Annotated in this window: 23 protein-coding genes; 13 read left to right on the top strand and 10 right to left on the bottom strand. The window is 68.6% G+C overall.

The features are described from left to right. Positions 1 to 198: 198 nt before the first annotated feature. From JK358_RS25085 to JK358_RS25070, 4 genes are read right to left on the bottom strand one after another with little or no spacing between them, the layout of a single operon-like run. Positions 199 to 801: a GTP-binding protein gene (locus JK358_RS25085; RefSeq protein WP_181582868.1), complete on the bottom strand. Its 603-nt coding sequence runs from the start codon at positions 799 to 801 to the stop codon at positions 199 to 201. Further along, entirely contained in the window at positions 782 to 1,156 is a 375-nt protein-coding gene (locus JK358_RS25080) for a DUF742 domain-containing protein (RefSeq protein WP_067531005.1), read from the bottom strand. Before JK358_RS25080 ends, JK358_RS25085 begins: the two co-directional genes overlap by 20 nt. Positions 1,157 to 1,163: 7 nt before the next feature. Then, entirely contained in the window at positions 1,164 to 1,577 is a 414-nt protein-coding gene (locus tag JK358_RS25075; RefSeq protein ID WP_029930951.1) for a roadblock/LC7 domain-containing protein, read from the bottom strand. Then, positions 1,574 to 5,632: an ATP-binding protein gene (locus JK358_RS25070; RefSeq protein WP_201951283.1), complete on the bottom strand. Its 4,059-nt coding sequence runs from the start codon at positions 5,630 to 5,632 to the stop codon at positions 1,574 to 1,576. The genes JK358_RS25075 and JK358_RS25070 overlap by 4 nt, the downstream gene beginning before the upstream one ends. A gap of 319 nt (positions 5,633 to 5,951) precedes the next feature. Between JK358_RS25070 and JK358_RS25065 the strand changes: the two genes are divergently transcribed. The 7 genes from JK358_RS25065 to JK358_RS25035 all read left to right on the top strand — a co-directional run bounded on the left by JK358_RS25065 (position 5,952) and on the right by JK358_RS25035 (position 13,228). Continuing rightward, positions 5,952 to 8,081: an AMP-binding protein gene (locus JK358_RS25065; RefSeq protein ID WP_201951277.1), complete on the top strand. Its 2,130-nt coding sequence runs from the start codon at positions 5,952 to 5,954 to the stop codon at positions 8,079 to 8,081. Positions 8,082 to 8,227: 146 nt separating this feature from the next. Next, entirely contained in the window at positions 8,228 to 8,614 is a 387-nt protein-coding gene (locus JK358_RS25060) for a hemophore-related protein (protein WP_201951275.1), read from the top strand. Positions 8,615 to 8,766: 152 nt separating this feature from the next. Next, entirely contained in the window at positions 8,767 to 9,468 is a 702-nt protein-coding gene (locus tag JK358_RS25055; protein WP_201951267.1) for a response regulator transcription factor, read from the top strand. 40 nt (positions 9,469 to 9,508) lie between these two features. After that, the gene (locus tag JK358_RS25050) at positions 9,509 to 10,897 is read left to right on the top strand and encodes a sensor histidine kinase (RefSeq protein ID WP_201951264.1); all 1,389 of its coding nucleotides are present in this window, start codon (positions 9,509 to 9,511) and stop codon (positions 10,895 to 10,897) included. Positions 10,898 to 10,976: 79 nt separating this feature from the next. Beyond that, positions 10,977 to 12,137: a YhgE/Pip domain-containing protein gene (locus JK358_RS25045; RefSeq protein ID WP_201951262.1), complete on the top strand. Its 1,161-nt coding sequence runs from the start codon at positions 10,977 to 10,979 to the stop codon at positions 12,135 to 12,137. A 108-nt stretch (positions 12,138 to 12,245) separates the two neighbouring features. Next, positions 12,246 to 12,527, top strand: a complete 282-nt coding sequence (locus tag JK358_RS25040; protein WP_181585304.1) for a hypothetical protein — start codon at positions 12,246 to 12,248, stop codon at positions 12,525 to 12,527. A gap of 77 nt (positions 12,528 to 12,604) precedes the next feature. Beyond that, on the top strand, positions 12,605 to 13,228 hold the full coding sequence (locus JK358_RS25035) for an RDD family protein (RefSeq protein ID WP_201951260.1): 624 nt from the start codon (positions 12,605 to 12,607) through the stop codon (positions 13,226 to 13,228). A 143-nt stretch (positions 13,229 to 13,371) separates the two neighbouring features. Here JK358_RS25035 and JK358_RS25030 read toward each other — a convergent pair whose 3' ends face one another. After that, positions 13,372 to 13,731 carry an FKBP-type peptidyl-prolyl cis-trans isomerase gene (locus JK358_RS25030; RefSeq protein WP_201951256.1) on the bottom strand — a complete coding sequence of 120 codons (360 nt, stop codon included), beginning with the start codon at positions 13,729 to 13,731 and terminating at the stop codon, positions 13,372 to 13,374. A 123-nt stretch (positions 13,732 to 13,854) separates the two neighbouring features. Between JK358_RS25030 and JK358_RS25025 the strand changes: the two genes are divergently transcribed. After that, positions 13,855 to 14,658, top strand: coding sequence for a TrmH family RNA methyltransferase (locus JK358_RS25025; RefSeq protein WP_201951253.1), 804 nt, complete (start codon positions 13,855 to 13,857; stop codon positions 14,656 to 14,658). Between the two features lie 32 nt (positions 14,659 to 14,690). Continuing rightward, entirely contained in the window at positions 14,691 to 15,005 is a 315-nt protein-coding gene (locus tag JK358_RS25020; RefSeq protein WP_201951250.1) for a DUF2537 domain-containing protein, read from the top strand. 50 nt (positions 15,006 to 15,055) lie between these two features. Here the strand turns inward: JK358_RS25020 and JK358_RS25015 are convergent, their stop codons facing one another. From JK358_RS25015 to serC, 3 genes are all read right to left on the bottom strand, one after another. After that, positions 15,056 to 15,805: a DUF6928 family protein gene (locus tag JK358_RS25015; RefSeq protein WP_307817717.1), complete on the bottom strand. Its 750-nt coding sequence runs from the start codon at positions 15,803 to 15,805 to the stop codon at positions 15,056 to 15,058. Between the two features lie 392 nt (positions 15,806 to 16,197). Next, positions 16,198 to 17,247, bottom strand: coding sequence for a septation protein SepH (sepH, locus tag JK358_RS25010; protein WP_201951248.1), 1,050 nt, complete (start codon positions 17,245 to 17,247; stop codon positions 16,198 to 16,200). Between the two features lie 212 nt (positions 17,248 to 17,459). Further along, positions 17,460 to 18,584, bottom strand: a complete 1,125-nt coding sequence (gene serC, locus JK358_RS25005; protein ID WP_201951245.1) for a phosphoserine transaminase — start codon at positions 18,582 to 18,584, stop codon at positions 17,460 to 17,462. Positions 18,585 to 18,717: 133 nt separating this feature from the next. Here serC and JK358_RS25000 point away from each other — a divergent pair, with 133 nt between their 5' ends. Further along, positions 18,718 to 19,557, top strand: a complete 840-nt coding sequence (locus JK358_RS25000) for a hypothetical protein (protein ID WP_232851795.1) — start codon at positions 18,718 to 18,720, stop codon at positions 19,555 to 19,557. A gap of 1 nt (position 19,558) precedes the next feature. On the opposite strand, the gene JK358_RS24995 is transcribed toward JK358_RS25000, so the two are convergent. Both JK358_RS24995 and JK358_RS24990 read right to left on the bottom strand, forming a co-directional pair. Next, the gene (locus tag JK358_RS24995; RefSeq protein WP_307817716.1) at positions 19,559 to 20,428 is read right to left on the bottom strand and encodes a polysaccharide deacetylase family protein; all 870 of its coding nucleotides are present in this window, start codon (positions 20,426 to 20,428) and stop codon (positions 19,559 to 19,561) included. 93 nt (positions 20,429 to 20,521) lie between these two features. Further along, on the bottom strand, positions 20,522 to 21,664 hold the full coding sequence (locus JK358_RS24990) for a citrate synthase 2 (RefSeq protein ID WP_201951242.1): 1,143 nt from the start codon (positions 21,662 to 21,664) through the stop codon (positions 20,522 to 20,524). Between the two features lie 101 nt (positions 21,665 to 21,765). Here JK358_RS24990 and pdxH point away from each other — a divergent pair, with 101 nt between their 5' ends. From pdxH to JK358_RS24975, 3 genes are all read left to right on the top strand, one after another. Beyond that, entirely contained in the window at positions 21,766 to 22,515 is a 750-nt protein-coding gene (pdxH, locus tag JK358_RS24985; RefSeq protein WP_201951239.1) for a pyridoxamine 5'-phosphate oxidase, read from the top strand. Between the two features lie 85 nt (positions 22,516 to 22,600). Continuing rightward, the gene (locus JK358_RS24980) at positions 22,601 to 23,884 is read left to right on the top strand and encodes an MFS transporter (protein ID WP_201951237.1); all 1,284 of its coding nucleotides are present in this window, start codon (positions 22,601 to 22,603) and stop codon (positions 23,882 to 23,884) included. Between the two features lie 148 nt (positions 23,885 to 24,032). Next, positions 24,033 to 24,395 carry a DUF4189 domain-containing protein gene (locus JK358_RS24975; RefSeq protein ID WP_201951235.1) on the top strand — a complete coding sequence of 121 codons (363 nt, stop codon included), beginning with the start codon at positions 24,033 to 24,035 and terminating at the stop codon, positions 24,393 to 24,395. The last annotated feature ends 84 nt before the right edge of the window (positions 24,396 to 24,479 follow it).

Below are 24,479 nucleotides of genomic sequence, written 5' to 3'. Positions count from 1 at the left end.
TTCACGGGCGCGAGCTTATCCGGCCTGTACCTTCGGCACTCCCGCCGCGCTCACGCGTCGGACCGATCCACCTTCGAGTTCGCGGCCCGCCCTCGGTTCTGGACTGACGGAGCGGGGGAGCGAAGCGGAGGAGCGGAGGAGGGAAGAACCGAGGTTACAGGGCCGCGAACCGCGGCGGCGAAGCCGCCGCAATTCAACTCAGTAGCCCTGCACAACCTTGCGCAGCGCGTACTCGGTTACCGCGACCAGCGCCTGCTTCACCGGATCCCGGCGGCGGGCGTCGATCGACATGATCGGGACATCGGCCGGAATGGCCAGGGCCTGGCGGATGTCCTCGACCGGATACCGTGGCGCATCATCGAATTCGTTGATGGCCACCAGGAAGGGTAGGTTCCGCGCCTCGAAGTAATCGACGGCGGCGAAACTGTCCTCCAACCGGCGGGTGTCGACCAGCACCACCGCGCCGATGGCGCCCCGGATCAGGTCGTCCCACATGAACCAGAAGCGGTACTGACCCGGGGTGCCGAACAGGTACAGCACCAGATCATCGGCCAGGCTGATACGGCCGAAGTCCATGGCCACCGTGGTGGTGGCCTTCGACGGAACTCCCGTGAGGGAGTCCACGCCGACACTGGCATTGGTCACCAAAGCTTCGGTGCGCAGCGGGACGATCTCCGAGACGGCACCGACCAACGTGGTCTTGCCTACACCGAAGCCACCGGCCACCACGATCTTCGCCGAAGTCGGCTTGCTCGTGCGTGTGTCGACCTGTGTCGTCGAATCAAATACGCCGGAGTCCACTGAGAACCCTTTCGATCAGCTCGCGACGTTCATCGTCGCTGGAATCGTCTTTCAAAGTCGCCGAAACCCTCACGTGGCCGGCTTCGATCAAGTCGGCGACCAGCACCCGAGCCACCCCGATCGGGATGCCCAGGCGCGCGGCGACCTCGGCGACAGACGGCGATTCTCTGCACAACTCAACGATGGACGTCTCGATGTTGGTGAGTTCGAACTGCCGCTCGAGGGCGACCGGATGCGATGCGACGAGCGCCTCCAACGCCAGCTCCACCTTCGGCCGGGTCCGACCGGCCGTCAGTGAATACGGGCGAACCAGGCTGGGTTCAGCGCTCCCAACGCGTTCGTTGTCTATGTCCATCCCGCCATCAGGAACCCATCGTGACGCGAGGTGTGGCCTGAACTGTCTGGCCCACTCGCTCGACCAACAACGCCATTTCGTAGCCCACCTGTCCGATATCGCAGGACGTGTTGGTGAGCACCGCGAGGTAGGAGCCGTCGCCGACCGCCATCAGCAGTAGGTAGCCGTGTTCCATCTCGACCACCGACTGCAGGACGGTGCCGCCCTCGAACAGGTTCGAGACACCGACGGACAGGCTCGCCAGGCCCGCGGTCACCGCGGACAGCTGCTCTGCACGGTCAACGGGAAGCTGTGCGCTCGCGGCCATCAAAAGGCCGTCCGCCGAAACGAGCACGGCGTGCGCGACGCCGGGAACCTCATTGGCGAAATTCGAAACCAGCCAATCCAGCTGACGCTTCGTACCACCTAGATCGGGGTTCATCGGTCTCCTTTATCTCCGGTTAGGTTCATAGCTTTCATTGCGCGGCCGTCCCGGACGCCCTGCTGATGGCGACTCAAACTCGACCTGATGGATTCTGGGTCGCGAGCGGGTGTTCTGTCAGCCGAACCGGTCACACCGCCGGGCACAAGTCGGTTACCGGGATCGCGCTGCGGCAGACCTGCCGCCGTACGCTTCTCGGCGCGCGTCTCGTTGACCCGCTGCGCGGCCTGCCAGCCCTCATCTCCCGGTGATTCGAAGGAAGCGGCCACTTGGGACCGGTCGGCATTGGGATCGGACAACCACGCCGACATCATCTCAGCGAAAATCGGTGTGCCCAAAGTGGCCTCCGACTCACCGGCCGGCTGCAGCCTGGTCTGGAAGAACGACGCGGCCTTCTGCGGATTCGAGCGGAAGCTGTGCCGCCCGCGATCACGGGGGTCACCACCGGCACTCGAATCACCCTGCGGCAGACCGACACCCGGCAGCGGCTCGGGCCGCTGCGGCAGACCCGCACCCGGATCCCGCTGCGGCAGCCCGGTCGCGCCGCGCTGCGGCAGACCGCCACCCAGCGCCGAATCCGGCTGCGGCGCACCGTTTCCACCCGGCGCCCGACGCGGCAGGCCACCGGCGGCCTCACCGCGCTGCGGCAGACCATTGGCACCCTCACGCGGCGGCAAACCGTGCCGACCCGTATCCCGCTGCGGCAGACCATTGGGGGCGTCACCACGCTGCGGCAGACCGTTCGCAGCCGAACCACGCTGCGGCAGACCGTTCGCGGCGTCACCACGCTGCGGCAGACCGCCCGCGGCCTCACCACGCTGGGGCAGACCGCCTGCGGCCTCGCCACGCTGGGGCAGACCACCCAGGGCATCACCACGCTGCGGGAGACCACCGGCCGCCTCGCCACGCTGGGGCAGACCACCCAGAGCATCGCCGCGCTGCGGCAAGCCACCGGCCGAATCACGTTGCGGGAGACCACCGGCCGCGCCGCCGTCACGCTGCGGCAGACCGTTCGCGGCGTCACCGCGCTGCGGGAGACCGCCCGAGGCGGCACCCGACTGCGCCGCGCCGCCGCGCTGCGGCAGGCCACCGGCCGAATCCCGCTGCGGCAGACCGCCACCCGCGGCATCGCGACCCGCGCCCCGCGGCGGCAGACCACCGGCGTCCTCGCCGCGCGGCGGCAGACCGCCCGCGGGAGCGTCGCCACGCTGCGGCAGGGCACCGCGCTGCGGCAGGCCCTCACCCGGAGCGCCCGCGTCACGTGGCGGCACGCCGTTGCGGCCCGAGTCGCCCCGCGCGGGAGCGCCATTGGCACCCGGCTCGCGGGTCGGCAGCCCACCGGCGGCCGTCCGCGGCGCCGAACCGCCACGCGGCGGCTGACCCACGCCCGGCTCGCGGCCCGGGGCGCCGTTCGCGCCCGGCTGACGGGTCGGCAGGCCACCGGCCGCCGAATCACCGCGTGCGGGAAGACCATTGGCGCCATCACGCGAGGGCAGACCGCCCTCGGCGGCATCACGCTGCGGCAGCGCACCCGACGGATCGCGCGGCGGCAGACCGCCCGGACCACGCGGGGGCAGACCCGGCTCGGGCGCACCCGGCCGTGGCGGCAGACCGCCACCCTGACCCTGCTGACGCTTCAACATATTGGCGGCCAGACCGCCCCGAGGCTGGGCCGGGCCCTCGCCCGGCGCACGCTGCGGCAGACCACCGCCACCCGGCTGCCCCTGCAGGGCGACCGGCTGATTCGCACCCGGATCCCGCTGGGGTAGGCCCGGACGAGCCCCACCCGGACCGGCCACCGTGTGCTTGACGGTCGGACCGTTCACACCCGGCTGCCGCACCGGCAGACCACTCTGGGCCGCGGCATCACCCGGCGACCGCTGCGGCAGACCGGTGGGCGCTGCCCCGCCCGCCTGCCGCTGGGGCAGACCGGTGGCGGCGCTCGCGGCCGCCGGAGCGGGCGCGGACGGCGCACCCGGGGTGCCCGGAGCCGGAATCGGCCCGCTCACACCCGGATCCACGGTGACCATGACATTGCCGGTGGCGGTGCGGGTGACCGCACGCATCTGCATGGAGGACGGCGCACCGGCCTGCGTGCCCGCACCCTGCGGAGCGCCCTGCGGCGCCGGAGCGGGCGGGGCCGCCTGCGGCGGCACCGACAGACCGCCGCCCGCGGCGACGATCAGCGGCTTGGGCACGTGCACCGTCACGGTGACGCCGGGATCGCGGGCCGAGTCCAGGGTCGGCCGCAGCCGCACCGTCAGACCGTGCCGCTCCGCGAGGCGGCCGACCACGAACAGACCCATGTGGCGGGCGGTGTCCGGACCGACCTCGGCGGCGGATTCCAGCTTGCGGTTGATCTCGGCCATCTCGGCCGGCGGCATACCGATACCGCGATCGGAGACCTCGATCAGCAGACCCTGATCGTGCGCCTGCGCGAAGGTGAACTTCACGTCCGTCTCCGGCGGAGAGGCCCGGAGCGCGTTGTCGAGGAGCTCGGCGAACAGGTGCGCGAGATCGGAGGCGGCGGGCTCGACCAGCGAACCACGCGGGGTCGCACCCAGTTTGACGCGTTCGTAGTCCTCCACCTCGGAGATGGCGGCGCGCAGCACGTCGGCGATCTCGACCGGCGCGGCCTTACCGCGGCGCTGCTTGGTGGTACCGGCCAGAATCAGCAGGTTGTCACCGTTACGGCGCATACGCGCGGCGAGATGGTCCAGGCGGAACAGGTTTTCGAGCAGGCGCGGGTCCTTCTCGTCGTACTCCATCGCCTCGATGAGCGAGAGCTGATGGTCGACAAGGGACTTCGAGCGCCGGGCCAGGGTCTCGAACATGTCGTTGACCTGGCTACGCATGGCGGCCTGGTCGGCGGCCAGGCGCAGCGCCTGCCCGTGGATGTCGTCGACGGCGCGGGCGAGCTGGCCGATCTCCTCCTCGGTGTGCACCGGCATCGGTTCCAGCGGCACGTCTTCGGGGTCGGCGCCGTCACGCAGCGCGGAGACCTCCTGCGCGAGGTCGTATTCGGCGACGCGCAGCGCGGCAAGGCGCAGGCGGCGCAGCGGCACGATCATGGCGCGCGCGATCAGCACGGCGAGTGCGAGCGCGCCCAGGATGGTGGCCACCACGATGATCGAGTAGCGGATCGCGTCCGAGCGAGCGGTGCTCGCCAGATCGTCCACCCGGCCGGTGATCTCCTTGGTGGTGTCGTTCACGATCGACTGGTACTTGTTCAGGCTCGCCTCGAGCGAGTCCTTCAACTCCGAGACCGGCAGCGCGCCGGCGCTCGACTGCGCGCCCGAGGTCAGCTGGATACGGGTGTCCACCTGACGGAACAGCTCGGCGATGATCGGGTCACCGTCGTTGAAGCGGTGCTGCAGCACGCCCAGCATCTGACGCTCGGCGGCCACCGCGATCTGGATCTCGCGAATACCGTCCTTCGCGTTGCCGCGTAGCGCCTCGGCGAAACCACCGATCTCGCTCACCATCACCGCACGGGTGTTGAGCGAGTCGACCATCTTCAGCTTGGAGGCGTCGACCTGGCGGTCGGACACGGTGGCGACGATCTGTTCCACGGTGCGGACCGAGTTGCTGCGGATGTCCTCGACCTGATTGATCGCGTCGGCGACCGTCTTGGACGGGGCCAGCCCCTGTGCCCGGATGGCCTTGGCGGTGACGATCATCTTGTCCAGCGCGGCGCGCGCGCTCGGGATATCGCTCAGCCGCGGTGCGGCCTTCTCGGCGAATCCGATGGCGGAGTCGAGCTTGGCGAGCTCCGGTTCGGAGGTGATCGACTGGGTCGGGCCGAGCATGACCGACTGACCCGAGGCGACCTGGGCGGCCGCGGCGGACAGACCGGTGATCGCCGGGATCACCCCGACATGGTCGACCGCGGTCGACAAACGGCTCGACTCCGCGAACTCGGCCGAGATCCTGGACGCACCCAGCACGACGGCGACCAGCAGCGGCACGGCGAGAACCGCCGTCACCTTCCATCGCAGGTCCCAATTGCTCAGCGCCCAGCGCTTCGTGCTGCCGGACCTAGCGGCGTCACGCATCTCCCACTCACTTTCCAAACTGGCCCCAGCCACGAACCAACAGCGAGCCTCCGCGATCGCACGCGGGGCTCGACAGGCAGAGCTGACCGAGAACTGCGGCTGGCCGAGAAATTGCGTCCATGACGGCCGAAATATGTGACATGCGATTCTAACGGATCAATAACTTCTTGTGTGACTTCTTGGCAACCACCGGTCGCTGACCTGCCAATTCCAGGCAAAATCAAAGGTCGCGGCGTCCGCCCGGACGTCGCGTGAAGTCTGCCACAATCAGGCTGATCTATCGAGGCGGGCATCGATGCGGAGCTAGGGAGTCACCGGGTTGAACGCGAAGCAGGAGTACCGACCGGCGTATCAACTGAGCCTGGTCGATCCCTCGGAGTTCTGGCGCACCGCGGCCGAATACATCAGCTGGGACGTGCCTCCGACCCAGATTCTCGACCCCGCGCCGCGCCCGACTGCTCGCTGGTTTCCGGATGCTCGCCTCAACACCTCCTACAACGCACTGGATCGCCATGTGCGCGAGATCACATCCCCGGAGGACCGATCCACCGGTCAAGAGGGGGGTCGCGCCGATCAGCCCGCCCTAATATACGACTCGGCTATGACGGGCGCCAGGCGGATCTACACATATCGCCAGTTGCTGGACGAAGTCGCCCGATTTGCCGGATCCATGGTGCGATTGGGCGTCAAGACCGGTGATCGCGTCGTCATATATATGCCGATGATTCCCGAAGCCGTCATCGCCATGCTCGCCTGCGCCCGCATCGGCGCCGTGCACTCCGTCGTCTTCGGTGGATTCGCCGCCCACGAACTCGCCGCCCGCATCGACGACGCCCAGCCCGTGCTGATAATCACAGCCTCCGGCGGCCTCGAACCCGGACGCCGCATCGAATACCCGCCCATCGTGCTGGCCGCCCTCGACCTCGCCACCACCACCGCACCCCGCACGGTCCTGGTGAAACAGCGCGACGGCTTTCCGGCCATCCGCTTCTCCGCCGAACAGCCCGCCACCGAGATCCTGCCCGCCTCCTCGGCGACCGTGGCCGCCCGCTGGCTCGACTGGGACGACGCCGTCCGCGACGCCGAACCCGCCGACCCGGTCTCGCTGGCCGCCACCGATCCGCTGTACATCCTCTATACGTCCGGCACCACCGGGAAACCCAAGGGCGTGGTGCGCGACAACGGCGGGCACGCGGTGTCCATGGCCTGGTCCATGCGCAATATCTACGACGTCGGCCCCGGACAGGTCATGTGCACGACCTCCGATATCGGCTGGGTCGTCGGGCACTCCTACATCGTGTACGCGCCACTGCTGGTGGGCGCGACGACAGTTCTCTACGAGGGCAAGCCGATCGGCACCCCCGACGCCGGCACCTTCTGGCGGCTGATCGACGACTACAAGGTGCACGTCATGTTCACCGCGCCGACCGCCCTGCGCGCCATCCGCCGCGCCGACCCGCAGGCCGAAACCGCACGCCGCCACGATCTTTCGAGCCTGCGCGCACTGTTCTGCGCGGGCGAACGCCTCGATCCGGCCACCTACGAGTGGGCCACCGGCACCCTGCTCGCCGACCGCGCCGACTGCCCGGTGGTCGACCACTGGTGGCAGACCGAGACCGGCTGGCCGATCTGCGCGAACCCGCTGGGGCTGCAACAACTTCCGATCAAGCCCGGATCCGCCTCGGTGCCCGTGCCGGGCTACCGGCTGCGGGTGCTGGATTCGGAGGGCAATGCGGTCGCGCCCAATACCGAGGGCAATATCGTCATCGGGCTGCCGCTGCCGCCCGGCACGCTGACCACACTGTGGCGCGACGACGAACGGTTCGAAAGGTCCTATCTCTCCGCCTATCCGGGCCACTACCTGACCGGCGACTCCGGATACTTCGACGAGGACGGGTACCTCTATGTCCTCGGGCGCAGCGACGACGTCATCAATATGGCCGGGCACCGGCTCTCGGCCGGCGGAATCGAAGCCGCCATCTCCGGGCATCCGGCGGTCGCCGAAACCGCGGTCATCGGCATCCCCGATGAACTGAAGGGCCAACGGCCCATCGGATACGTGGTGCTCAAGGCGGGCATCGACATGGACGCCGAACAGCTGCGCAGTGAGGTCATCCAGCGGGTGCGCGAACGGGTCGGCGCCATCGCCACCCTCTACGACGTGGTCGCGGTGACCGCGCTGCCCAAGACCCGCTCCGGAAAGATCCTGCGCCGCACCATGCGTCAGATCGCCGCGGGTGAGGCCTTCGAGGTGCCGCCCACCATCGAGGACGCGGGCATGCTGCCCACCCTGGAGAAACAGATCCGCGACGCGGTCACCCTCATAGAAGATAAGGAGAGGATCGCCGCCGCCGAGGCCGCGTCGGTCCCCACCATGCCGATCCGGCGCATCGAGCCGCCGACCGGATCGATCCCCAAGGTCACCGGCGACCCCGCCGCCACCGACTGATATCTCCGGCATCGCGGCCGAGTCGGGCCACCCTCAAAGAACTCTCAGACATCACACACGGGTATCCCATGCGGGTGCTTTAGCGTCGGGCGGGCGCGGATTCCGCGCCACCCACTCGACTGGGTCCCCTGATGAAAGGCCGATGCATGAGTCTCGTCCGTAATCGCCGGATCGCCACCGCTCTCGGAGCCGGTGCCCTCGCCACCATCGCATTCGCGCTGGTCCCCGCCACCGCCTCCGCCGGACCGCTGGATCTGGCCGCGCCGCTGCTCAATTCGACGTGCAGCTTCGCGCAGGTCGACGCCGCACTGCACGACAAGGCCCCGGCGCTCGCGTCGATCCTCGACCAGAACCCGGATCAGAAGGCCGAACTGAAGGCGAAGTTCGATCAGCCCGTCGAACAGCGCCAGGCCGAATTCCAGGCCTACCTGCGCGACAACCCGGGCGTCGCCGACCAGGCCAACACGAACCCGAACGCCAATGGAATCGCCGCGGCCATCCAGCAGGTCGCCGACTCCTGCCACAACTACTGACGGAGGTAGCGCGATACTTGGGAGGACAACTCCCAAGTTCGCGGCCCGGCTCGGTCTGGACTGACGGAGCGGGGGAGCGAAGCGGAGGAGCGGAGGAGGGAAGACCGAGCTTGCAGGGCCGCGAACCTGACCGGAGCGAAGCGGAGGGCACATTGGACACAGCGCTACCCACTGTCCTCGTCGTCGATGATGACGAGGATGTGCTCGCGTCGGTTGAGCGCGGGCTCCGGCTGTCCGGTTTCAAGGTTCTGATCGCCCGCGACGGCGGTGCGGCACTGCGCTGTGTGAGTGAACAGTCGCCGGACGCGGTGGTCCTCGATATGAATATGCCCGTCCTGGACGGGGCGGGCGTGGTGACCGCGCTGCGGGCCATGGGCAACGAGGTGCCCATCTGTGTGCTGTCGGCGCGCAGTTCGGTGGACGACCGGATCGCCGGACTCGAATCCGGGGCCGACGACTATCTGGTGAAGCCGTTCGTCCTCGCGGAACTGGTGGCGCGGATCAAGGCGCTGCTGCGGCGACGCACCGACACACCCGCGACCGCCATTCCGGGCGCGATCAGCGTCGGACCGCTCGACGTCGATGTCGCCGGATATCGCGCACTGTTGCACGGACGCGAAATCGAGCTCACCAAAAGGGAATTCGAACTCCTCTCCACTCTCGCGCGCAGTGCCGGAGTGGTGTTGAGCCGGGAACGGCTGCTCGAATTGGTGTGGGGTTACGACTTCGCCGCCGATACGAATGTGGTCGACGTATTCGTCGGCTATCTGCGCCGCAAACTCGAGACGGATGGAACGCCGCGCCTGCTGCACACCATCCGCGGCGTGGGATTCGTTTTGCGCGCACCCAAATGACTTACACCGCAGGTGATTTCACACCGAGGGAGACGCGGCCATGAACGCTCGCGAAGAATCCAGGCGGCGGCGCTCCTATTCACTGCGCACGCGCGTCGCGGCCGCGGCCGCGCTGGGCGCGACAATCATTGTGGCCGTACTGAGTTGGATCACCATCTACGCCATCGAACGCAACAATCTGACCCAGGCCGACCAGCAGCTCCGGGTCGCCTCACAGATCGCGCTCATCGAGCCGGTGATCTCGGTGACCGTGCTCGGCGTGGTGCCGCACAAGAGCATGGCCATGACCGTGCGCAACGCGGACGGCTCCATGGCGAGCACCTCGGTGCAGCTGCCGGTGCTTCCGGAGGGAAACCACACCGTCACGGTGGACGGGGACACCTACCGGGTTCTCACCACCAGCGAGAACCAGCCCGCGGGACGTGTTGTGTCCATGGGTATTTCGATGACGCAGACCGAGGAGCAGACCGCGGCGCAGCGGCGCTTCGTGCTGCTGTCGGCGGTTGCGGCGGTGGCCGCGGCGGCCGGACTCGGCTGGCTGTTCGGCGGCCGGGCCGTCCGCCCCATCGTGCACCTCACCCGCCAGGTGGACCGGCGCGATCCCACCGAGGACTCGGGAACCCCACTGCCCGTTGACGGTTCAGGCGTCATGGAGGCGGAGAAACTCGCCGAGGCCGTCAATATGATGCTGGAGCGGCTCGACCGCGCGCAGGCGCAGACCGCGGCCGCGCTGGAGACCGCGCGGGATTTCGCCGCCGTCTCCGCACACGAACTGCGCACCCCGCTCACCGCCATGCGCACCGATCTCGAGGTGCTGCGCACCCTGGACCTGGACGAGGCGCAGCGCACCGAAATCCTGGCCGACCTGCATCGCAGCCAGAATCGCGTGGAGTCCACCCTCTCGGCGCTGGAACGCCTGGCGCGCGGGGACCTCACCAGCGAACGCGATCACGTGGACACCGATGTGGCCGAACTCTGCGATGCCGCCGCGCACGACGCCATGCGGCACTTCCCGGAGCTGAAGGTGCGGTTGAACGTCGAGGGCGAACTGGTCACGCGCGGGCTGCCCACCGGGCTGCGGCTGGCCGTGGACAACGCGCTCACCAACTCCGCGCGGCACGGCAAGGCCACCGAGGCGCTGGTGTCCGCGCATCGAGATCCCAACGGGTACATAGTGATATCCATCGACGACAACGGCGCGGGCATCCCGCCCGGGGAGCGGCGCGCGGTGTTCGAGCGGTTCTTCCGGGGCAGCCGGGCCAGCAAGGGCGGCTCCGGACTGGGCCTGGCGCTGGTGGCGCAGCAGGCTCAATTGCACGGCGGCCGCGCCTATTTCGACGACGGGCAGCTCGGCGGCGTGCGACTGGTACTGGTGCTGCCGGATCGCAGCGCGCCTGTGACCGAACCGCTCGACCTGCGGCAGCACTGAGTCCGACCGCCCCGCTCTTTATCGAACTCTCAGAGAAACGCCAACGCCCACGTCAATCCGTACCCGTACGGTCTGTGGGGTGACCGGAAAACGTACCCGCTGGGCCCTGTTCGTTCTGCTGCTCGCGGCCGCGGTCGGCGCGGGCGCCGTCGGTTATCTGCGGTGGGCGGCCGACGCGCCGACCGGTATCGCCCTCATCAACGGCGACACCGGGCCCATGGGGGCGAAGATCGTGACCGCGTTGCAGGACAGCGGAAGCCGGGAGTGGGAGGCGGTCGACGAGGCGAGCACCGCCGACTACGCCGCGGTCATCACCCTGCCCACCGACCTGTCCAGCTCCATCACCTCGCTCGCCACCGACCAGCCGCAGCGGGCGCAGGTCACCGTCGCCACCAACGACCGGGCCGACCCGTACCTGGTGAACGACGCGGTCAACGAGGTGACCCGGCGGATCAGCGCGGCCGGACTGGATTCGCTGTTCGCCACCATGAATTCGGCGCGCGGGTCGATCTCGCAGGTGGCGTTCACCTCGCAACTGCTCAGCGCGGGCGTGAACGCGGCCGCCGAGGGGGCGGGGCAGTTCGAGTCCGGGGCCGATCAGATGCTGGCCTTCCTGGAATCGGCGAAATCCGGTGCGAGCCAGTTGACTTCGGGGATCGACGCGCTGAACGCGACGCTGACGGCGGCCACCACGCAGGCGAACGAGCTTGCCACGGCGCTGGATTCGACCGGGGTGACGATCGGGCAGGTCTCGCAGGCGGCGAACGGATTGAGCAGCGGGCTGAATATCGTGCTGCCGCTGCTGCGCGGGCTGCCGTTCGCGGGTGATCCGCAGCTCGCCAATGCCATCGGGCAGCTGGAGGGCTTGCAGGTCGTGGCGAATCAGGCCACCTCGCAGCTGGCCGGGTTCGGGGAGCTGACCGGGACCGTGGTCACCGACGACACGCAGATCGGGCAGTTGCTGCGGGACGCCGCGAGCCGGCTCGGGGACGCGGCGGCGCAGCTGAATCAGGGTGCGGCGCTGGCGGAGAGCATTCCGAGCATCGCGGATCAGGCGAGCACGCAGTTGCTGGCGGCCATGACGGCGCTCACCTCGGGCGTGTCGCAGTTGCAGTCGGTGACCACGACGCTGGGGCAGCAGGCCACGCAGGCGCTCAATACGATCCCGCAGCGCGGGGTGGCGCAGCAGTCGGTGATCGCGACGGCGCTGACGGATCCGGTCGACATCGTTCGCAAATAATCAGCAACAATCGGCGGTTCGCCGGGATAAAATGATGCCCGAATTGCTCTAATCGACCCGTTTTCACCATCTGCGACCTTCGGTACGGGAGAGGAAACGATCGTGAGCATGATGCTGGCCGCGCACGACATGTATGGCACGGTTCTGGCCCAGATCGGCAACCCCACCGCGGAAACACCGCCCATGGCCGACAAAATGATGAAGATGTTCCGGTACTTCACCTGGTTCGCCCAGATGTCCGGCATCGCGGCCATCACCTACGGCGGCGGGCGGTTCGCCTGGGAGAAATGGGGCGGCGGGTCCGCTTCACCCAAGATGGTGGCCAACGCCATGATCGGCGGCGCGACGGCGACCAGTGCGGGCACGATCATGAACGCCGTGGTGGGTTAGCCCGTTTCCAGCCCGAATTCGATGGGTCACGCGGACAATCGGGAAGCAGAACACCCGAGTTCGCATCGGAGAAAACCATGAGCAACCCGAACGATCCGTACTCGCAGCAGCGACCGCCCGAATACCCGAACCCGGGTGGTTACCCACAGACACCACCCGGATACCCCACGCCACCGCCTGGTTCCAATATTCCCGGCGGCTACCAGGCGCCCATGCACCCCTATGTCAGCCCGCCCTACGCGAGCTGGCTGACCAGGGTCGGCGCCTTCCTCATCGACACGGTCATCGTCGGCATACCGGCCGGCATCCTCTACGCCCTCGGCTTCATCGTCGGCTCCGAGGACATGGACTGCGTCACCGACTCCGGCCCCGGCTACTCCAGCACCTCTTGCTCGGGCGGGCTGTCCGGCGCGGGCGTCCTCCTGGTCACGCTGGGCGCTCTGGTCGCGCTCGCCGGCGGCCTCTACCTCATCTACCTGGAAGGCAAGACCGGCCAGACGCCCGGCAAGAAGTTCGTCAACATCCGCCTGGTCCGCGAGGCCGACGGCCAACCCCTCGGCTTCGGCTACGCCTTCCTGCGCCGCCTCTGCCACATCGTCGACAGTCTCCCCTGCTACATCGGCTACTTCTGGCCGATCTGGGACGCGAAGAAGCAGACCTTCGCCGACAAGATCATGAACACCATCGTGGTGCGAACCTAGAACACCCGGAAACGACCGTGCCCGCCGCGCGAATCGCGCGGCGGGCACGTGTCTTCGGAGGATGGGGCTCTGCCCCGAACCCGCCCGGGTCACGGGGGTTCGGGGGCGGAGCCCCTGAGAGCCCTCCCGAGAGTGGGGCTTCGTCAGCCCACGTTGATCAGGTCGATGACGAAGACCAGGGTGCGGCCGGAGAGGGGGTGGCCGGCGCCGGCGGGGCCGTAGGCCTGCAGCGGCGGGATGGTGAGCTTGCGGCGGCCGCCGACCTTCATGCCGGGGATGCCGTCCTGCCAGCCCTGGATGAGGCCGCTCAGCGGGAAGGTGATGGACTCGCCGCGCTTCCACGAGGAGTCGAACTCATCGGTGGTGCCGTACTCGACGCCCACGTAGTGGACCTCGACGCGATCGCCCGGCTTGGCCTCGGCGCCGTCGCCGACGATGATGTCCTCGACCACCAGCTCGGTGGGGGCGGGGCCCTCGGAAATCTCGATCACGGGCTTGGTCATGGGCTGTCCTCGCTGTCCTTCGATTACGGGAATCGGGTCGAGATCACCTTAGGCCCTGCAATCTCGCAGCGTGGCACAGCCCGGGGCGGGGCGTGCACGGCGACAACGGCAGGATGGATGTTCGTGGCTGTAGTGATCGACATCGACGACCCCGCCGACCCGCGGGTCGCCGACTTCCGCGACCTCAACAACGCCGACCGCCGACCCGACCTGCCGGGCGGAAAAGGATTGGTGATCGCCGAGGGCGTGGTGGTGGTGCAACGCATGCTGACCTCGCGATTCACCCCGTCCGCACTGCTCGGGGTCGGCAAACGCTATGAGCAGCTGACCGACGACCTCGCGGGCGTCGACCTGCCGTACTACCGCGCGAGCGCCGAGGTGATGGCCGAGATCGTCGGATTCCATCTGAATCGCGGCGTGCTGGCCGCGGCGCGCCGCCCCGCCGAGCTCTCCGCCGCGCAGGTGCTCACCGGCGCGCGGACCGTCGCGGTGCTGGAGGGCGTGAACGATCACGAGAACATCGGCTCGATCTTCCGCAACGCGGCCGGGCTCGGCGCGGACGCGGTGCTGTTCGGGGACCGCTGCTCGGACCCGCTGTACCGGCGCGCCGTGCGGGTGTCCATGGGACATGTGCTGCGGATCCCCTTCGCCACCCTGCCACCATTCCCGGAGGGTCTGAACCTGTTGCGCGACAACGGTTTCCAGATCATCGCGCTGACCCCGAACCCGAAGGCGGACACCCTCGCCACCGCCATGACCGGCGAGAGGGTGGCGCTGCTGCTCGGCGCGGAGGGCCCCGGCCTCACCGAGGAGACCATGTCGGCCAGCGACATCCGCGCCCGCATCCCCATGACACCGGGCACCGATTCGCTTAACGTAGCCACCGCAGCCGCCATGGCCTTCTACGAACGGGTGCGCGCGCAGTGATCGCGGACCCGCGCCAGCAAAGGACCAGCACAGTGACCCATCCGCCGGACGGACCGTACGGATACGGCTACTCCGAGCCCACCCCGTGGGCCTCGGGCATCGTGGTGGCGGCCTTCGTCGCCCTGCTGGCCGCCACCGCCATCTTCGCCTTCGGCGCGGCACTGGCCGAAATCCATCCGCTGCTGGCGGTTGCGGTGAACGTGGTCGCGGTGGGCGGCGCGGCCCCCTCGGCGTGGCGCTGGCGCTTCGCCCCGGTGACCCGCTGGGTGATCGTCGGCCTCGTCGCGGGCGTGGCGCTGGGCTGGGCGGCGCTGCTGGTCAAGGGGCTGTCGACGCTGATCGCCTAGCCGGCGATCGTGAGTCGGGTCGGCACACCGGTCGCGGGCCTTTGCCGGGGCTAGAGGCGCGGAGAGGCGGGGGAATCCTTGCCGCGGAGCCAGCGCAGCAGGCCGCGTTTGCCGGTGTGGTCGACCCGGGGTTCGACCACGGGTTGCTCGATGGGCGGGGCCTCGCCCTTGGGGAACAGGGAGAATCCGCAGACCTCGATCTGCTCGGGCAGCAGGGCGTCCTCGGACACCTTGCCGCGATAGCGGAATCCGAGCCATTCCTGATTGGCGGCGTCGGCGAAGCCGGGTGGGTCGAAGGGCAGTAGCTGCGGGTCGGGGATTTCGCCCGGGGCCAGTTCGATGGGGTGCTCCCCCGCCCAGTATTCGCGCTCCCACACCAGCGGCAGACCCTCGTCCTCCAGGATGTTGACGCGGGTCGCGCTGAAGGAGCGGCGGAATTCGCCACGCTCCCAATGCGCGAACGCGCCCCAGCCGAGGGAGAGGTCGTAGGCGATCAGGTAGGTGTGCTCGGAGGCGAGCGGGCGTACCAGCAGCTCCGGCAGTTTGGTGGGGCGCGGCAGTGCGGCCTGGGTGGAGCAGACGACGGTGACGCCGGGATAGCAACCGATGTAGACGGATTCGGGGTCGGGCCCGGCCCACACCTTCATGGTTCCGGAGGCGGCGGGCACCACATCGCGGCCGGGATTGAGCTGGCGGGCGAGCGCCCAGGCGGCTTCGGGGTCGGGGCCGGGGTGTTCGCGCAGGACGGCGACGGGATCGGGGGCGTCGACGTACCAGAGGGCTGACACGGTGGATGGCACGGCACCTCCCGAAGTGATTGCGACCCAAGTTGGCAACTCTTGAGCAACATTCGGTGGCTGTCAGCCGGCGTCGGTGTGGAACGACCCCGACATTCACCGCCACCAGTACAAAATCTACCCCTGTCAGGGCCGAAATGGCGCTGTTACGCTAGCGCGTTCCGCGCGCGGCGAGCGTGTCGGCGGAAGACCGGTTCGGACGAAACGGTCAGCGTGCGCGGGATGCGGTGCCAACAGGCGGTTTTCCGCATCCAGCTGGTTATCCATGCGCCGAGCAGGGGTCATCGGCTATCTGCGGGCAACAGTTTCGGGTGAACAGCAAACATCAGGCATCCGAAACATCGTCGGGTATCCCGGCCGGAGACAGGCCGGGATACCGAAACGCGCGGCGAAACTCAGTGGCCGGAGCTGCGGACGCCTAGGAGCACGTCCTCCCACGACGGCATGGGGGCCTTGCCGCCGCGCTTGTTGCGATTGCCCTTGGGCGCGTTCTGCTTTGCGGCGGGCTGCGCGGGCGCGGCGGGTTCGGTGGCCGGAGCGGCCGGGGCGGTCTCGGCGGCGGGCGCGGGGGCCGGAGCGGACGCCGTAGCCGCGGAGGTCGAATGTGCCGGGGTCACCGGCTCTTTCGCCGGGGCCGGGGCGGCGGGCGCCGGAGCGACGGCCGCCGGGACCGGCACGGTGTCCGCGCCGACGGCGGCGCGCTGCTCGAAATACCCGTCCAGCGTCTGCTGATTCGTGGCGCGGGCGGGCGTCGACTCGAGGTACTCGGCGCGCTCCTCACGCGGTGCGGGCGCCGGGGTGGGCTCCGGCGCGGGCGCCTGCGTCTGGTCCGGCAGGATGCTCGCCAGGCCGCGCAGCGCGCGTCCGAAATCGGGGTCGATGAGGTCGGAGGCGGGATCGTCGAGCGGCACCACGGAGCCGCCGTGCGCGTCGGGCTGGTAGCGCCAGTGCGCGGCGATCACCGAACGCCCGGCCTGCCACTGCAATTGGGCCACCCAGTAGCCCTTCTCGTCCTTCCAGGCGTCCCACTCGGCGACCTCGATATTGTGGCCGCGCTCGGTGAACGCGGCAGCCACGATGTCGATGAGGGTTTCCACGGCGGGGCCGTCGTTGCGGACCGGATGCGCCTTCTGCGCGAGTTCCGCGGCGCGCGCGCGTTCCAGCAGGACGGGGTACGCGAACCGCTCCACGCGGGAGGCGGGCATGCCGGACTCTTCGGTCACCTGTTCCACCGAAGCACCGGCACGGATACGAGCCTGGATATCGCGAGGGCGCATCGTGGCTTCCGTTTCGATTTCGATCTGGCCGAATCGGGCAAGGTCTCCACGGGCGGCGGCACGCAGCTTGTCATCCGCTGCGAGGCGGTACTTCTGACCGTTCTCGGTATCGATGCACACGATGTGCGCGGAATCGGGCGTCAATCCGATTACTCGAAGTTCACGCACCGTTACCTCCTTATCGCTGCGTCACTCACAGCCGCACCGACGATCACAACTGCACTGGCCTCGCGACACCGCCCACGATCTGGAACAGTAGTGCACTTCTGTTAATCATGGGGCAAGACACGCGGCGCGGAAATCCAATACTGGACTCCCGCGCCGCATAGTGTGTCTGGTTTGGCCTCGCGCAAGTCACTGCGCGAGGCCACGTTTCGGTATCAGCCGAGCTTCTCGACGACCCAGTCGATGCAGCGGGTCAGCTGCGACACGTCCTCGGGGTCGATGGCCGGGAACATGCCCACGCGCAGCTGGTTACGGCCCAGCTTACGGTACGGCTCGGTGTCGACGATTCCATTGGCACGCAGCACCTTCGCCACCTGCGCCGCATCCACGCCCTCGGCGAAGTCGATGGTGCCGACGACCTGCGAGCGCAGCGCCGGGTTCTGCACGAACGGGGTGGCGAACTCGCTGGTCTCGGCCCACGAGTACAGGCGCGAGGAGGAATCGGCGGTGCGCTTGACGGCCCAGTCGAGACCGCCGTTGCCATTGAGCCACTCGATCTGGTTGGCGAACAGCAACAGCGTCGCGAGCGCCGGGGTGTTGTAGGTCTGGTCCTTGGTGGAGTTGTCGATGGCGATCGGCAGCGACAGGAACTCCGGCACCCAGCGGCCCGAGTTCTTGATCTCCTCGACGCGCTCCAGCGCCTTGGGGCTCATGAGCGCGATCCACAGACCGCCGTCGGCGGCGAAGCACTTCTGCGGCGCGAAGTAGTAGACATCCGAGTCGGCGATGTTCACCGGCAGACCGCCCGCGCCGGAGGTGGCGTCGATGGCGATCAGCGCGTTCTCCGAGCCGGCCGGACGCGACACCGGAATGGCCACACCGGTGGAGGTCTCGTTGTGCGCCCAGCCGATGAGGTCGACCGACGGGTCCGAGGTGGGCTCGGGCGCGTCGCCCGGCTCGCTCTTGATGACGATCGGGTCGCCGATGAACGGGTTGCCCTTGGCGACCGAGGCGAACTTGGAGGAGAACTCGCCGTTGCTCAGGTGCAGCGACTTCTCGCGGATCAGGCCGAAGGCGGCGGCGTCCCAGAACGCGGTGGTGCCGCCGTTGCCCAGCACGACCTCGTAACCGTCCGGCAGCGCGAACAATTCGCGCAGGCCGGAGCGCACCCGGGCCACCACATCCTTGACCGGCTTCTGCCGGTGGGAGGTGCCGAACACCGAAGCGCCGGTATCCACCAGGGACTGAAGCTGTTCGGGACGCACCTTGGAGGGTCCGCAGCCGAACCGTCCGTCGGCGGGCTTGAGATCGTCGGGGATGGTCGGGAACGCAGAGGTCATGGCGACAAGAATAGGGGGACGGGTCAGCCCATGAATTCAGTGGGTAGCCCCGCAAAAACATTCCGACCACGGTTTACGGCAAACCGCGAGTATCGCTGTGGCGCTTCCCACACAACCATTACGGTTTACCGCCATGAACATGGCCGCGCACGACAGACCCGGCGCCACCGCCGCCCCGTCCGCCGCCCCGGCGAATCCCGGCTCCGCGCAACGCGATCCGGCAACTCCCCCGCGCCCCCGCCCGAGCCTGCTCACCCGCCTGTCCTCCCAGTTCGGTTCGCGCGGCCTCACCCGCCGCGGCCCCGCCCTCGACGACGCCGCCCGCCGCGAACTGCTCATGCACGGGGCCGAGGGCGTGGCAACGATTCTCAGCGTCCGCTCCAGCGTGAAAGGGCCGGGTCCGAACACCACCGCGGCGGGTAGGCCCCGCGACAGCCGCCGCGACGCCCTGCCCGCGCCCGCCGCCGGACCCAGCGCCGCCGACGCGAACCCGGCCTACGGCCACGAGTTCTGGGTGCGGATCCAACGCGAGGGCCATCATGCCTACGAGACCCGGGTCCGCCAGCGGGTGAGCACCGCGGATCTCGAATGGATGCAGCCCGGTGATGTGATCGCCTGCCGCCTCGACCCCGGCGACCACGATCGTGTGGTCCTCTACGTCCCGTCGCCCGAGGAGACCACCCGCACCGGGATCGCCAAGATTCTCAGCGACGGCCGCCGCGCCCGTGCCACCGTCCTGTCCGCCACCCCGGTCGCGGCCGACTACACCGGCCACGACGATCCGGTGATGCGCCTGGACCTGGAACTGCACGCCTGGGACGAACCCTCCCCCTGGCGGGTCCGCATAGTTCAGCCCGTCCCCTTGTCGGCGCTCGAACTGGTGGACCTCGGCCGCCACCTGGAGGCGGCCTTCTTCACCGTCGACCGCGGCGAATCTGTCGCCATCGACTGGACGGCGTCGCGGGAGAGCTGACCTAGGGCACCTTCACGAATTCGAAACCGTTGGCGCGCAGGGCCGGGAGGGCCTGGTACATGCCCGCGGCGGTGCCGGAGCGGGGGCGGTGCATGTGGGCGAGGGCGATGCCGCCGGGTTCGGCGGTGAGCATGGCGGCGTTGACCTGGGCGGCGGTGGAGGTGGCGCCGTAGTCGGCGTTGAGGGTGTAGCCGAGGGGGGTTTCGCCGAGGGCGGTGGTGATGGCGACGGCGATGTCGTCGTAGTGGGCGGTGCCGGGGCGGAAGAAGCGTGGGGGGTGACCGGTGAGGGCGGTCAGGCGTTCGTGATTGGCCCAGACCTCGTCGACCGCCTCGCGTACCGTCGCGGTGCCCTTGATCTCGTAGGCGGCGCGGCCGGTCACGGACAGCGGCTTGTGGGCGGTGCCGTGGTTGGCGAGTTCGAACTGCGGGTTGGCGGCCAGTTGGGCGGCGCGGGCCGGGTTCGCGTCGATCCAGCGTTTGTTGAGGAACAGGGTGGCCGGAATCTGCTGGGCAACAAGAAAACTCAGCAGGTTCTCGTCGACGTCATTGTTGCCGGGCCCGCCGCAGGCATCGAAGGTGAGCGCGAAACGCTTTGCGTGGGAGGGAATTCCGGTCTTGATGCCGGGCAGCGCCGCACCCCAGGCCGCGGGTTGGCGGCCCGCGTACTCGGCGGCGACGGCATCGGGCGGCGCGGTGATGAAGGGCATGCGGACCGGTACCGGATTCGAATCGAAGCTGCGCCGCAGCGGATCCAGTACACGGCCGGCCGAATTACCGTTCGCCACACCGTATCCGGTGGCCGTCAATCCTGCGGCCAAGGCCGCGCCCGCGGCCAGGAAGCGGCGCCGCGGCAGTCCTGCGTCGAGCACCGGTGCAGGTTACGAGAATCCCACCCCCGAAACCAGGGGTGGGATTCACCGTTTGTCCAGTCTTCCGAGCGCGGCTACCGGCTCGTTACCGGCTCACTTGCGGACGACGGTCTCCCAGCCGACCACCGTCTCCGGCTTGCGCGGCGCCGGGCCGGTGTAGATGGCGGCCGGGCGCACCAGCTTGCCGAGCTTCTTCTGCTCCAGGATGTGCGCACACCAGCCGGCGGTGCGGCCACAGGTGAACATGGCGGGCATCATGTGCGCCGGTACCTCGGCGAAGTCGAGGATGACCGCGGCCCAGAACTCGACATTGGTCTCGATGGCGCGGTCCGGGCGACGCTCGCGCAGTTCGGCGAGCGCGGCCTGCTCCAGCGCGGCGGCGACCTCGTAGCGCGGGGCGTCCAGGCGCTTGGCGGTCTCGCGCAGCACCTTGGCGCGCGGGTCCTGGGCGCGGTACACGCGGTGCCCGAAACCCATCAGCTTTTCTTTGCGGTCCAGGATGCCCTTGACCAGAGCCCGTGCGTCGCCGGACTTCTCGACCTCTTCGATCATGGGCAGTACGCGCGCGGGAGCGCCGCCGTGCAGCGGACCCGACATCGCGCCGATGGCGCCGGACAGCGAGGCCGCCACATCCGCGCCGGTGGAGGCGATGACGCGGGCGGTGAAGGTGGAGGCGTTCATGCCGTGCTCGGCGGCCGACACCCAGTAGGCGTCGATGGCCTCGATGTGCTTGGGGTCCGGGTCACCCTTCCAGCGGGTCATGAACCGCTCGGTAATGGTGGTGCACTCGTCGATCTTCTTCTGCGGCACGGCGGGCTGGTAGATGCCGCGCGCCGACTGGGCGACATAGGAGAGCGCCATGACCGAGGCCCGCGCGAGGTTCTCGCGGGCGGTGTCGTCGTCGATGTCGAGCAGCGGCTCGTATCCCCAGATCGGGGCGAGCATGGCCAGGCCGGCCTGCACGTCGACGCGCACGTCGCCGGTGTGCACCGGCAGCGGGAACGGCTCGGCCGGCGGTAGGCCGCGGCCGAATTCGCCGTCGACCAGCAGCGCCCACACATCGCCGAAGGTGACCCGGTTGCCGACCAGGTCCTCGATGTCGACGCCGCGGTACCGCAGTGCGCCACCGTCCTTGTCCGGTTCGGCGATGTCGGTGGTGAAGGCCACCACGCCTTCGAGACCGCTGACGAAGTCGGCGGGGACGGCTGAGCTGGGAACCGCAGCGCTGGCAGTCATGTTGTGACTCTCCTTGCAAATCGGGCCGCTCGATCGATGAGCGGCCACGCCGATCAACTAAGACCTTAACGCTCGGATTACCCCGGAGTAACGTCTGGCCCATGGGTGACCAGGAGAATTCCGCCACTGCGCCGGAGGCGCACGATGTCACCGTCGACCTCGATATCGCGGCCCTGCGCGTCGAGTACGGCGTGGACGCCGGAGACAACCATCCGGGCATCGAAACGGACCTGGACGAGAGCTGGCTCTCCGACGGCTGGGAACCGTTGCTGCGCAACTGGATAGAGCATGCGACTAGCGCCGGGATCACCGACTCGAACGCCATGGTGCTGGCCACCGTGGAGGTCACCGAATCGGGCCCGCGCCCGGCCTCGCGGACCGTGCTGTGCAAAGGGCTCTCCCCGGAGGGTGTGACTTTTTACACGAATTACGACTCGTCGAAGGGCCGGCAGTTGCTGGCGACCCCGTACGCGTCGGCGACCTTCGTCTGGCCCGCACTCGGGCGGCAGATCATCGTGCGCGGACCGGTGCGGCCGGTGGAACCCGAGGTCACGGCGCTGTACTGGCATTCGCGCCCGCGTGGTTCGCAGCTGGGTGCGTGGGCCTCGGAGCAGTCCCGCCCGATCGCCTCGCGGGCCGAGCTGGATCGTCAATTGACCGCTGTCACTGCGCGTTTCGCCGAGGTCGAGGAGATTCCGGTGCCGCCGTTCTGGGGCGGGTTCCTGTTGCAGCCGGAGTTCCTGGAGTTCTGGCAGGGGCGGCGCAGCCGCATGCACAACCGGATCCGGGTGAGCGTGGAGCCGGGGAACACGGATGTGGGCGCGATGAAGGTCGAGCGCCTGCAGCCCTGAAACCGCAGGGCAAGAGTCTGAATCGTGGGATGAATCACCGGAAAATCCTCGTCGGACCACTATTCACCCCGCTAATCTCCTGTCAGTGAAATTGCTCGCCGACATCACCCCGCTCCGGCATCCCGACTTCAGACGCTTGTGGACCACCGGGATCGTCACCGTCATCGGGGCGCAGCTGTCGGTCGTAGCGGTACCCAAGCAGCTGTACGACATCACGCACAGCTCGTCCTATGTCGGTCTGGCCGGACTGTTCGGCCTGGTGCCGCTGGTGGTGTTCGGCCTGTGGGGCGGCGCGCTCGCTGACGCCATGGACCGCCGCACACTGCTGCTGATCACCAGCGCGGGCACCGGCGTCACCGCGCTGGCCTTCTGGGCGCAGGCCGCCGCCGGGGTGAACAGCCCGTGGCTGATCCTGGTGCTGTTCGCCGTCCAGCAGGCGTTCTTCGCGGTGAACCAGCCCGCCCGCGCCGCCATCTATCCCCGGCTGCTCGAGGAACATCAACTGCCCGCGGCGAATTCGCTGAGCATGACGGTCGTGCAGTTCGGCGCCATCGCCGGACCCGTGGTGGCGGGCATGCTGATCCCGGTCAGCGGCCTGGCCCTGCTGTATCTGCTCGATGCCATCGCGCTGCTGGCCACGCTGTGGGCCATCTGGAAGCTCCCGCCCATTCCGCCCACCGGCGACACCCGCCGCGCCGGGCTGCGCGAGGTGGCGGACGGCTTCGTCTACCTGGCTACACAGCGAATCCTGTTGGCGTCCTTCGCCGTCGATGTGGTGGCCATGGTGTTCGGCATGCCGCGCGCACTGTTCCCGCAGATCGCGCAGGACAGTTTCGGCGATACCGCGAGCTCGGGTCACGCGCTGGGGCTGCTGTTCGCGGCCATGTCGGTGGGCGCGGTGCTGGGCGGCGTCTTCTCCGGCTGGCTCACCAGGATTCGCCAGCAGGGCCTGGCGGTGATCTGGCTGATCGTGCTGTGGGGTCTGGGCATGGTCGGGTTCGGGCTGGCGGTCGGCGCGGCCGGACATGCGCTGAGCGTCACGGTGGCGCTGTGGATCGCGTTCGCCTGCTTGGCTTTCGGCGGTGCGGTGGACATGTTCTCGGCGGCGCTGCGCACCACCATGCTGCAGTCGGTGGCCACCGACGAGATGCGCGGACGGTTGCAGGGCGTGTTCATCGTGGTGGTCGCGGGCGGTCCCAGGATCGGCGATGTGGCACACGGTTTCGCGGCGGCGGCGGTCGGTACCGCGGCGGCGGCCGCGGGTGGCGGCGCGCTGGTGGTTATCGGGATGATGCTGTCGGCATTGGCTTTCCCCGCCTTCGTGCGGTACCGCGTGGCTCAGGCGCACTCAGTTCCACAGACGGCTTGACCTGGCATTTTAAGGAAGTTCCAAGATCTTTCACAGGTGAGTCGCGCTAGTTTTCTCCTTGTCCGGCAACGGAAACTGACGCTAGAGTCCACGCGACCTGAACACGGTCAATCCCGACAAATTGATTCCATACGGGGGAATTACCACCATGCGCAAGATCATCCTTTCCACCCTCGCCGTTGCCGGCCTCGCCATCGCTCCGGTCCTGGTTCCCGCTTCCGCCAACGCCGCGCCGACCCTCTGGGGCGCGATCGCCGTCGCCGACGACGGCGCCATGGGTTCGGCCTGGAACTACCCGACCAAGGACGAGGCCAAGGCCGCCGCGATGAACCAGTGCCACGGACCCAACTGCGAGGTCCTCGTGTCCTTCACCGGCTGCGGCGCGGTCTCGCACTCCAAGTTCGCCCGCGAGTACAACGGCCGCTACGGCGACACCCGCTGGGAGGCAGAGGACAACGCCCGCGTGCACCACGACTCCACCATCCTGAAGTCCGTCTGCAACGAGTACTGATCACAGTTCCGGGCAGGCCCTGCCCATAGCGACTGACCAGGGGCGCGGTCGCGGTTCACGGCACTAGCACAGAACCGCGCCGCG

This window comes from Nocardia acididurans, from assembly GCF_016741815.1.
In the GTDB taxonomy this organism is placed as follows: Bacteria; Actinomycetota; Actinomycetes; order Mycobacteriales; family Mycobacteriaceae; genus Nocardia; species Nocardia acididurans.
Note: the sequence above shows the minus strand (reverse complement) of the source record. Positions and strands in the feature narration are given on the sequence as shown.

Bases quoted from the DNA above. Each gene is read 5' to 3' on its own strand.
- JK358_RS25060 (WP_201951275.1), top strand. From the start codon at position 8,228: ATGAGTCTCGTCCGTAATCGCCGGATCGCCACCGCTCTCGGAGCCGGT.
- JK358_RS25035 (WP_201951260.1), top strand. From the start codon at position 12,605: ATGAGCAACCCGAACGATCCGTACTCGCAGCAGCGACCGCCCGAATAC.
- JK358_RS25050 (WP_201951264.1), top strand. From the start codon at position 9,509: ATGAACGCTCGCGAAGAATCCAGGCGGCGGCGCTCCTATTCACTGCGC.
- JK358_RS24990 (WP_201951242.1), bottom strand. From the start codon at position 21,664: ATGACTGCCAGCGCTGCGGTTCCCAGCTCAGCCGTCCCCGCCGACTTC.
- JK358_RS25070 (WP_201951283.1), bottom strand. From the start codon at position 5,632: ATGCGTGACGCCGCTAGGTCCGGCAGCACGAAGCGCTGGGCGCTGAGC.
- JK358_RS25075 (WP_029930951.1), bottom strand. From the start codon at position 1,577: ATGAACCCCGATCTAGGTGGTACGAAGCGTCAGCTGGATTGGCTGGTT.
- JK358_RS25080 (WP_067531005.1), bottom strand. From the start codon at position 1,156: ATGGACATAGACAACGAACGCGTTGGGAGCGCTGAACCCAGCCTGGTT.
- pdxH (WP_201951239.1), top strand. From the start codon at position 21,766: ATGGGTGACCAGGAGAATTCCGCCACTGCGCCGGAGGCGCACGATGTC.
- JK358_RS24975 (WP_201951235.1), top strand. From the start codon at position 24,033: ATGCGCAAGATCATCCTTTCCACCCTCGCCGTTGCCGGCCTCGCCATC.
- serC (WP_201951245.1), bottom strand. From the start codon at position 18,584: ATGACCTCTGCGTTCCCGACCATCCCCGACGATCTCAAGCCCGCCGAC.
- JK358_RS25030 (WP_201951256.1), bottom strand. From the start codon at position 13,731: ATGACCAAGCCCGTGATCGAGATTTCCGAGGGCCCCGCCCCCACCGAG.
- JK358_RS25040 (WP_181585304.1), top strand. From the start codon at position 12,246: ATGATGCTGGCCGCGCACGACATGTATGGCACGGTTCTGGCCCAGATC.
- JK358_RS25000 (WP_232851795.1), top strand. From the start codon at position 18,718: ATGAACATGGCCGCGCACGACAGACCCGGCGCCACCGCCGCCCCGTCC.